The following is a 7830-nucleotide window of genomic DNA, read 5'->3' as shown; positions in this document are numbered from 1 at the left end:
ACGCGGCGGTGGGAGCGCCCTCATAGGCGCGGTCGCCCGGAGTTGCGGGCTCCCAGTCGGTTACGGTTTCGACGGCCGGGCTGGCATCGCGCGCGTCGAAAGCCGGGACATCGGCATCGACGCCAGCCGAAGCGCCATCGGCGCGGATAATTTCCGGCGACGGCGCATCACCATCCGCGCGCTCCTCGGCTTCGAGCAGAGGATTATCGCGGATCTCGTTTTCGATATAGGACTGAAGCTCGATGGCTGAGAATTGCAGAAGCTTGATCGCCTGCCGAAGCTGAGGCGTTATGACAATTTTCTGGGTTTGCCGTTGCTCAAGCCTTAGTTGGAGCACATCAACCACCAAATATGCGAAACGAGACCCTCTCAGCCGCTAGAGATAGCCCACCTTGAACGGAAAAGCGATCATCCAGCTCTCTGTTAGCATATCCCAAAGCAAAAGCGGTGCCACTTTTGCGGAACTAGCGCGAGAACATGTCACCAAGGTAAACGCGCCGCACATCCTCGTTCGCAACCACCTCTGCGGGCGTGCCCTCGGTGAGCACACGACCGTCATAGATGATATATGCACGGTCGATTAAGTCCAGAGTTTCGCGCACATTGTGATCCGTGATGAGAACGCCGATGCCGCGATCGGTGAGGTGCGTCACGAGCTGGCGGATGTCGCCAATCGCTATGGGGTCGATACCCGCGAACGGCTCGTCTAGGAGAACGTAGGACGGGTTGCTTGCGAGCGCGCGCGCGATCTCGCAGCGCCGCCGCTCGCCGCCCGACAGCGCGATGGACGGCGATTTGCGCAGGCGGCCGATCTTGAATTCGTCGAGGAGTTCATCGAGCCGTCGCTTGCGCTCTTTCCGATCGGGCTCTGAAACTTCCAGCACCGCCATGATGTTGTCTTCGACGGACAGCCCCCGGAAGATCGATGCTTCCTGCGGCAGGTAGGCGATGCCGAGCCGCGCGCGGCGATACATAGAAAGCGCGGTCACGTCGTAGCCGTCGATATGGACGTTGCCTTCGTCCGGCTTGATAAGTCCCGTAATCATGTAGAACACGGTGGTCTTGCCCGCGCCGTTCGGGCCGAGAAGGCCGACAGATTCGCCGCGCTTCAGGTTGACGCTGACGCCCTTCACGACCATGCGCTTCTTGAAGCTCTTCTTGACGCCGTTCACGATGAGTTGCTCGCGAACCTGCGGCGCGGGACGGCGCTCGCGGAGCACCGGAGGCCCCGCGTTCCAGCCGGGTTCCGCCTGATGACGCGGCCCCATCCTCGGATTTGGCTGATCCTTGTCGAGAACGACCATGAAACTCTCACGCCTTCGCTTCAGAAATTGCGGTCACGTTACTGGCTTTGCGGCTGCCAACCGGATCTCGGCTGCGGCTGCGGTTCTGCGGGAGCGGCCTCCCTTTTCTTCTTGCCGCCGAGCGGTGAATCGGCCGGCAGCACGCCCTTCGCCGCACCCTGATCGAAAATCGCCTGAACGCGGCCCTTTTCGGGGATCACCGTCGCGCGGCCGGTTTCGAGATCGATGCTGAGCTGCCTGCCCTTCACCACGTTGGCCTTCTGGCTCAGGATCACTTCCTTGCCGGTCATCGTGATCTTCTGGCCCTTGACGTCGTAAAGCGCCTCGTCGCCAGTGACCTCCTGCTCATCCTTCTTGTTCGTGACGACGACATGGCCGCCGAGCGCGCGGATGTAGCGGATTTGGCCGCTGGAAATCGGGTCGGCGGCGGCTGCGGCCGATGCGTCCGTCTTGGGAGCTTTTGCGGGCGAGTCGCCACCCGGTGCGGTGGCCGATTTCCGCGCCTTGTCGCCCGCGCCCTCACCGCCCTGGCGTTCATAGGTCACTTCGAGGCGCTGCGCTCTGAGGTTGTAATCGCCCTGGTTCGCCGAAACATTGCCGATGAAGATGGCGACGTGGCGCTTGTCATCCACTTCGAGGCGGTCGGATTCAATGTCGATCGGCTTTTTTGCATTATCGCCCGAACCGATGCCGCGAAAACCGGAGCCGGGGGTCTGGGCGTGAGACGGGGTGGACATGACCGCCACCGATAGCATCAGGGCGAACGCAAGGAGCGCTTTCTCCGCGATCATCGATTAAGCCCTCCGTCGCTTTCCATGCCGTTCGCTGCGTCGTCGGGCAGCCCGTTTGCGGGAACCGTCGACCACGCGCCGCCATCGGTTTGCGGCCGGCGCGGCCCTTTCGACTGGGCCTCTCCCCCCGCCGGCTCCTGCCGTTCGATATGAGTGCGGACGTTGCCTTCGAAGATCGCGCGGCTTTCGCCCCAGTACAGCGTCATACCATCCGCATGAATCGTGCTCTCATGAAGGCGGACGATGACGGGCGTATTCGACACAGCCTTCTGCTCTTTCATATAGGCGGTCGCGGTCTGAAACTCCGCCGCAAGGCCCGGCTCGCGCCTGATCGTGACGCCATTGTTGAACGTGATCTGGTCGGCCTTGCTGTTGTGGGTGCCGTCGGGCGCGGTGAGCGTTGTCAGCTTGCCGTCCTGCCCCGTCATGCGGCCGCGCACGTTCAGGAGATACATCTCGTCGGCCTTCACCGAGGCCTGCGTCGCCGAGTCGGCGGTGAAATCGTAGGATTCGTTCTTCTCGTTCACGCCGCGCACATGCGGCTCGATCATCTTGAGCGCGCCCTTTTCAAGCTCGATCGCGCGAACGGTGGCCGTGCCGCGTCCCTTGTCGACAGAAACGCGCAAGAAAGACGGCAGCGCATAAAGACTGAGAATGCCCATCGCCATGAGCGGCAGCACGATTCTCAGCACCCTCACGCGGCGCGAATGGCGGCGCGCGAGCCGGAATTCGCGGTCGCGGTCGATACCACGGTCCGCCACCCGCGTCATGGCGGCGTTGCGGCCGAGGGGAGCCGTGGTCGCGACCGCCATCGCTCAGCCTCCGTTCCGCCGAGCGAGACGGCGCGCGCCAAGCCGGACGCCGATGGGAGCGCGCCTAGTGATTGAAAACATCCGCGTCGTCATGCCAGCCTTTCAGGTCGAGTTCAGCGCGGTAGGGCAGGAAGCCGAAGCAGGCCGCCGCCAGCTCGGTGCGTCCCTCGCGGGCGAGCAGCGCGTCGAGCTTCTCTTTCAGCGCATGCAGATGAAGCACATCCGACGCCGCATAGCTGAGTTGCTCGGGCGTGAGCTTCGCCTGTCCCCAGTCCGATGTCTGCTGCTGCTTCGAAAGCTCCACGCCGAGGAGTTCGCGGCAAAGGTCCTTGAGGCCGTGGCGCTCGGTGAAGGTGCGCACGAGCTTCGCCGCGATCTTGGTGCAATAGACGGGGCCAGTTTTCACGCCGAGGTATTGTTGCATCACGGCGATGTCGAAGCGGCCGAAATGAAAGATCTTGAGAACCGCGGGGTTCACAAGCAGCGCCGTCAGATTAGGCGCGTCGTAGTGCCCTTTCTCGAACTGCACGAGATGCGCGTTCCCGTCGCCCGCCGACAGTTGAACGACGCAGAGCCGGTCGCGATGCGGCTTGAGGCCGAGCGTTTCCGTATCGATGGCGACGCACGCGCCGAAGTCGATATCCGGAGGCAGATCGTTCAGATGCACTGTGATTGTCATGGGTTCAGCGTTTCTTCGGGCGTGAGCGGAAAACGGGAGGAGGGAGCCACAAACGCAAAGCCTGCGCAACACATAGTTTTTCGCAAATTTCCCATGGGGCGGAAACGGTCTTTCGAGACGCGGCGGGTATAGATGGTCAGATACAACTCCGCCTTTTCGCACCTTTTCTGAAAAGAGAGGCCGTTCGATGACTGCTCTTGCCTCGCTCAGGACGGCTTTACCGGCAGCCCTCTTGCTTTTTTCGGCTGCCGGCGCAAGCCTTGCCGCACCTGATGAAGGTCTCATCGAACGGGGCAAGTATCTGGCCACCATCGGCGACTGTGCCGCCTGCCACACCAGGCAGGGCGGCAAGCCTTTCGCGGGTGGCCTCCAGATCCAGACGCCGTTCGGCAGCGTGACGACGCCGAACATCACGCCCGACAAGCGCACGGGCATCGGCGAATGGAGCGAGGACGAGTTTTATCGCGCCTTGCACGAGGGTATCGGCAAGCACGGCGAGTATCTTTATCCCGTATTCCCCTTTACGTCTTTTACCAAGGTCAGGCGCGATGATGTGAACGCCATCCGCGCTTATCTGATGTCGCTGAAGCCGGTGCATGCGCCACATCAGCCCAATCATCTGGCTTTCCCCTTCGATATCCGCGAGTCGCTGTCGGTCTGGCGCGGGCTGTTCTTCGCGCCGGGCGTGTTCGAACCCGATCCGGCGAAGACGGAGCAGGTCAACTGGGGCGCGTATCTTGTCGAGGGCCTCGGCCATTGCGGCCAGTGCCATACGCAGCGCAATCTGATGGGCGCCACCATACCGGGCGACGCGCTTCAGGGCGCCGCCGTGCAGGGTTGGTTCGCGCCGAACATCACCGCCGACATGACGCGCGGCATCGGATCATGGAGCGAGGAGCAGCTCGTCTCCTATCTCGCGTCGGGGGTCGCGCCGATGCGCGCGATCGCCGAGGGGCCGATGGCGACGGTCGTTCATGACAGCCTCTCGAAGCTCAAGGTCGCGGATCTCCGCGCAATCGCGGCCTATCTGAAGCAGACGCCACCCCGCGCGGACGTCTCGGGCGGCTCGGTCGTGCCTGTGCCGGCAGGTGCGGCGGGCGTCTATGTCAGCCATTGCGCATCGTGCCACGGGCTTGAGGGAGAGGGCCTCAAGGACAGGATTCCGCCTCTCTCGAAGAACGGCACTGTGAACGGCGAGCAACCTCAGGACATCATCAAGGCGATCCTCGCTGGTCTTCCGGCGACGCAACAATACGGCCCCATGCCCTCTTTCGCCGCGTATCTGAGCGACGGCGACATCGCGGCGGTCGCGAATTCCGTCCGGTCGCGCTGGGGCAACAACGCTCCCACCAATGCCGATGGCTTCCTCGTGCGCGAAATCAGGCAATCGACGCCCATCATGTTGGCTGGCGGCGAAGGCAGCACTCAATGTCCGCCGCCTCTGACCGAGAAGGAGCGCGCGGTGGTGGAGAATGCCAAGGCAGACGCCGGCGAACTCCTTCGTACGACGCAAGGGAGCAATCTCGTGCTGCGAGTTCAGGAGATCGTTCCGAAGATCAAGTCCGCAGTTCGTCAAGCGTCGGAGGCAGATGTCGTTAATGGCCTGACAGCAGCCTTCTGCTCCGTCGTCGCAGAACGAGAGACGATGACAGTCGCTCAAAAGCGAAACCTTCTCGATATCTTCGCGCAGGTCACTTATGCGGAAGCAAGCGGAATGCTCGGGCGGCGTCATACCCGGCGGTAATTGCCAATCTCAGGTCGAGGCAGAAACGGGCGCTGCCTTGACCCGCGCCATCTCATCGGAAACCCAATCGAGAATGTAAGTCAGCGCTTGCAAAGGTGGAACGCCGAGATCGATGGCCCTTTCGAAGCCTTCAATGACGGAGGAGCGAAGAAGATCGACAGCTTCTTCGTCGGCGCAAGGCGCGGGGCAGCAGGTGGGAAGCACAGACTCGATCAGGTCAATCTCGATCTGCGAACCTTGACTCATGAACATAGGTTAATCCCCATTTTTCAACGAATTACAAACTAGAGAAAACACCGTTGGTTGACTACTGCCGGTTTTACACGCTGGCAGGTAAACACTCGTCTACCGATGCAAACAAATCACACCAAGCTTGCCCGGCGCTGGAGTAACGCAACCCCTCAGCGAGGTCGCGAGAGAAAATGTATATTTTATAAATCCGCTGGCGGTCGGGATAGCCCCGTCCCCGGCGCCTGCTCCCCGGTCATCACGTCGTGTCAGGCTGTCGGCGGTCGTGCGCAATAAGCTCTTGCCTGGACGGGTTCGAGCGAACCAGCATGCATTTCACTTAATGTCCTGAATCTCCCGGTCTCTCCCAGACAAAAAAAGCGGGGACCGAAAGGCCCCCGCGTCGAAACGTTCGTTGATGTCGTGCTGGCGTCAGTGTTTGACGTTGCGCCAGATCAGCTTCTTCGAAGCATAGAGCAGGCCGGCAAGGATGATGAGATAAATCAGCACCCAAGCGCCGAGCTTCTTGCGGTCGGCAAGGGTCGGTTCCGCTGCCCAGGCGAGGAACGCTGTTACGTCCTTCGACTGCTGGTCGAGTGTGGTCGGCGTGCCGTCATCATAGTCCACCGCACCGTCGGTGAGAGGCTGCGGCATGCCGATCTGGTGGCCGGGGAACACACGGTTGTAGCTCAGCCCAGGCAGCAGGTTGAAGGTCGCCGGCGGTTCCGTGTAGCCGTTCAAGAGAGCGTGCACATAGTCCGCGCCCTGCTCCTGATATTGCGTAAGGACATCCTTAAGCATAATGAACGGGAAGGCGTACCACTCCACTTCCCGTTCGACCGTACGGGCCTTCGTGATGAGCGACAGATCCGGCGGAACCGCGCCGTTCAACGCTGCGGCTGCTTCCTTGTCGTTCTTGAAGGGGCCGACGAATAGGTCAGCCAGCTTCGCCGGGCGCATATTCACTTCGCCCGCGTCGTTGAAGCCATCGGCCACCTGCTTCTGCGCGGCGTAGGCTTCGACCTCTTCCTTCGGCAACTCGGGACCGCCCGGTTGCGTCAGGTTGCGGTAAGACAGGTGAGCCAGATTATGACAGTTCTGGCAAACCGTCTGATACACCTTGAAGCCGCGGCGAAGCTGCTGCTTGTCGAAATAGCCCGACAAGCCGCCGAAGGTCCATTCCAGACGCGGAATCTGGTAGTGCTCTGCCGTCTCGGAGGCCGACGCCGGCGCGCTAAGCGCCGTCGCGGAGAGAACTGAGCCGATTACGAACGCTCCGAGCGAGCGGCGCACGAGGCTCGATGTCATCGTCGTCATTGTCTGGTCTCCTACTCGGCCGCCACGGGGCGCGTGCCGCGGCCAGACCCGTCGTCCGATTTATGCGTGAAGGTGTCTGCGATCGAATCCGGCTGCGGCTTCGGTGTCTCGTAGATACCCACCACCGGCATCAGGATCAGGAAGAAGGCGAAGTAGTAAAAGGTGAAGAACTGCGAGGCCAGCGTCGAGGTTTCGGTGACCGGCGCCGCGCCCAGATAGCCGAGCGCAAGGCAGGAGAATACGAAACCCCAGAAGAACCAGCGAAACATCGGTCGATAGTTGAGCGAGCGAACGCGCGACGTGTCGAGCCACGGGATGAAGAACAGCACGGCGATAGCACCGAACATCGCGAGCACGCCGCCGAGCTTGGACGGAACCGCGCGCAGGATCGCGTAGAACGGCAGGAAGTACCATTCCGGCACGATGTGCGGAGGCGTCAGCAGCGGATTGGCGGGCACGTAGTTCACCGCGTCGCCGAGATAGTTCGGCGTGAAGAAGATGAAATACGCGAAGATGACGCCGAACACTGCGAGCGCGAACAGATCCTTCGTCGTGAAGTAGGCGTAGAAGGGCAGCGTTTCCTTCTCGACGTTCTTCACCTCGACACCGGTCGGGTTGTTGGAACCGACGACATGCAGCGCCCAGACGTGCAGCGCGACAAGGCCGACGAGCACGAAGGGAAGCAGGTAGTGGAGGCTGAACAGGCGGTTGAGCGTCGCGTTATCGACCGAGAAGCCACCCCAGATCCATTGCACCAGCGTGGTGCCAAGGCCGGAATAGAGCGTGTCGAGCGACGAGAACAGGTTCGTGATCACGGTCACGGCCCAGAAGCTCATCTGGCCCCAGATCAGCGAATAGCCCATGAACGCCGTCGCCATCATGACGAGGAATATCGCCACGCCGATCATCCAAAGCACTTCGCGCGGCGCCTTGTAGGACCCGTAATAGATGCCGC

8 protein-coding genes and 1 pseudogene are annotated in these 7830 nt (G+C 61.6%); 1 reads left to right on the top strand and 8 read right to left on the bottom strand.

The annotated features are described in order from the left end of the window. The 5 genes and pseudogenes from T281_RS15150 to T281_RS15130 all read right to left on the bottom strand — a co-directional run. A pseudogene (locus T281_RS15150) lies at positions 1-346 on the bottom strand (hypothetical protein); the annotation flags it as partial. A gap of 118 nt (positions 347-464) precedes the next feature. Beyond that, complete coding sequence (gene lptB / locus T281_RS15145; protein WP_420834880.1) at positions 465-1268, bottom strand: LPS export ABC transporter ATP-binding protein; 804 nt, start codon at positions 1266-1268, stop codon at positions 465-467. Positions 1269-1342: 74 nt separating this feature from the next. Continuing rightward, positions 1343-2095 carry an LptA/OstA family protein gene (locus tag T281_RS15140; protein WP_052037559.1) on the bottom strand — a complete coding sequence of 251 codons (753 nt, stop codon included), beginning with the start codon at positions 2093-2095 and terminating at the stop codon, positions 1343-1345. Continuing rightward, the gene (gene lptC / locus T281_RS15135; RefSeq protein WP_037241218.1) at positions 2092-2907 is read right to left on the bottom strand and encodes an LPS export ABC transporter periplasmic protein LptC; all 816 of its coding nucleotides are present in this window, start codon (positions 2905-2907) and stop codon (positions 2092-2094) included. Before lptC ends, T281_RS15140 begins: the two co-directional genes overlap by 4 nt. 64 nt (positions 2908-2971) lie before the next feature. Then, positions 2972-3586, bottom strand: coding sequence for a ribonuclease D (locus T281_RS15130; RefSeq protein WP_037241215.1), 615 nt, complete (start codon positions 3584-3586; stop codon positions 2972-2974). Positions 3587-3773: 187 nt separating this feature from the next. On the opposite strand from T281_RS15130, the gene T281_RS15125 reads away from it, so the two are divergent. Continuing rightward, complete coding sequence (locus T281_RS15125) at positions 3774-5330, top strand: c-type cytochrome (protein ID WP_081796839.1); 1557 nt, start codon at positions 3774-3776, stop codon at positions 5328-5330. A 9-nt stretch (positions 5331-5339) separates the two neighbouring features. Here T281_RS15125 and T281_RS15120 read toward each other — a convergent pair whose 3' ends face one another. From T281_RS15120 to T281_RS15110, 3 genes are all read right to left on the bottom strand, one after another. Further along, positions 5340-5582, bottom strand: a complete 243-nt coding sequence (locus T281_RS15120; RefSeq protein WP_037241213.1) for a hypothetical protein — start codon at positions 5580-5582, stop codon at positions 5340-5342. 408 nt (positions 5583-5990) lie between these two features. Beyond that, entirely contained in the window at positions 5991-6875 is an 885-nt protein-coding gene (locus tag T281_RS15115; RefSeq protein ID WP_037241211.1) for a cytochrome c1, read from the bottom strand. Between the two features lie 11 nt (positions 6876-6886). Beyond that, the coding region (locus T281_RS15110; RefSeq protein ID WP_037241208.1) for a cytochrome b at positions 6887-7830 on the bottom strand (944 nt) is incomplete at its 5' end.

It is taken from the genome of Rhodomicrobium udaipurense JA643 (assembly GCF_000636015.1).
Taxonomy (GTDB): domain Bacteria; phylum Pseudomonadota; class Alphaproteobacteria; order Rhizobiales; family Rhodomicrobiaceae; genus Rhodomicrobium; species Rhodomicrobium udaipurense.
Note: the sequence above shows the minus strand (reverse complement) of the source record. Positions and strands in the feature narration are given on the sequence as shown.